Annotated in this window: 1 protein-coding gene; it reads right to left on the bottom strand. The window is 42.1% G+C overall.

What is annotated here, in order from left to right; translation table 11 throughout:
- Positions 1-240 (bottom strand): ubiquinol-cytochrome c reductase iron-sulfur subunit (locus AOA60_RS29665; RefSeq protein WP_143522600.1); only part of this gene is annotated, 240 nt, incomplete at both ends.

The raw sequence follows: 240 nt of genomic DNA, 5'->3' as shown, positions 1-240 counted from the left end.
GTTCCATCTTGTACTTCCATATCATACACATCTAACGGCCTAGTTGGTGGCGTATCGGCAATATTTTGTCCACTCTTCTCAAACCGCCCATGGTGACACGGACAATAGAATTGATTCGGATGATCTTCATTTGCATCCCAGTTAACAGTACATCCTAAATGTGTACATACTGGTGATAATGCAACGATTCTATCTCCTTCTCTGTAAATCCACGCAGTTCTAGACTGCTCTGATTCATAC

The organism is Pseudomonas sp. 2822-17 (genome assembly GCF_002742485.1).
In the GTDB taxonomy this organism is placed as follows: Bacteria; Pseudomonadota; Gammaproteobacteria; order Pseudomonadales; family Pseudomonadaceae; genus Aquipseudomonas; species Aquipseudomonas cyclaminis.
This window is presented reverse-complemented; position numbering and strand designations above follow the sequence as displayed.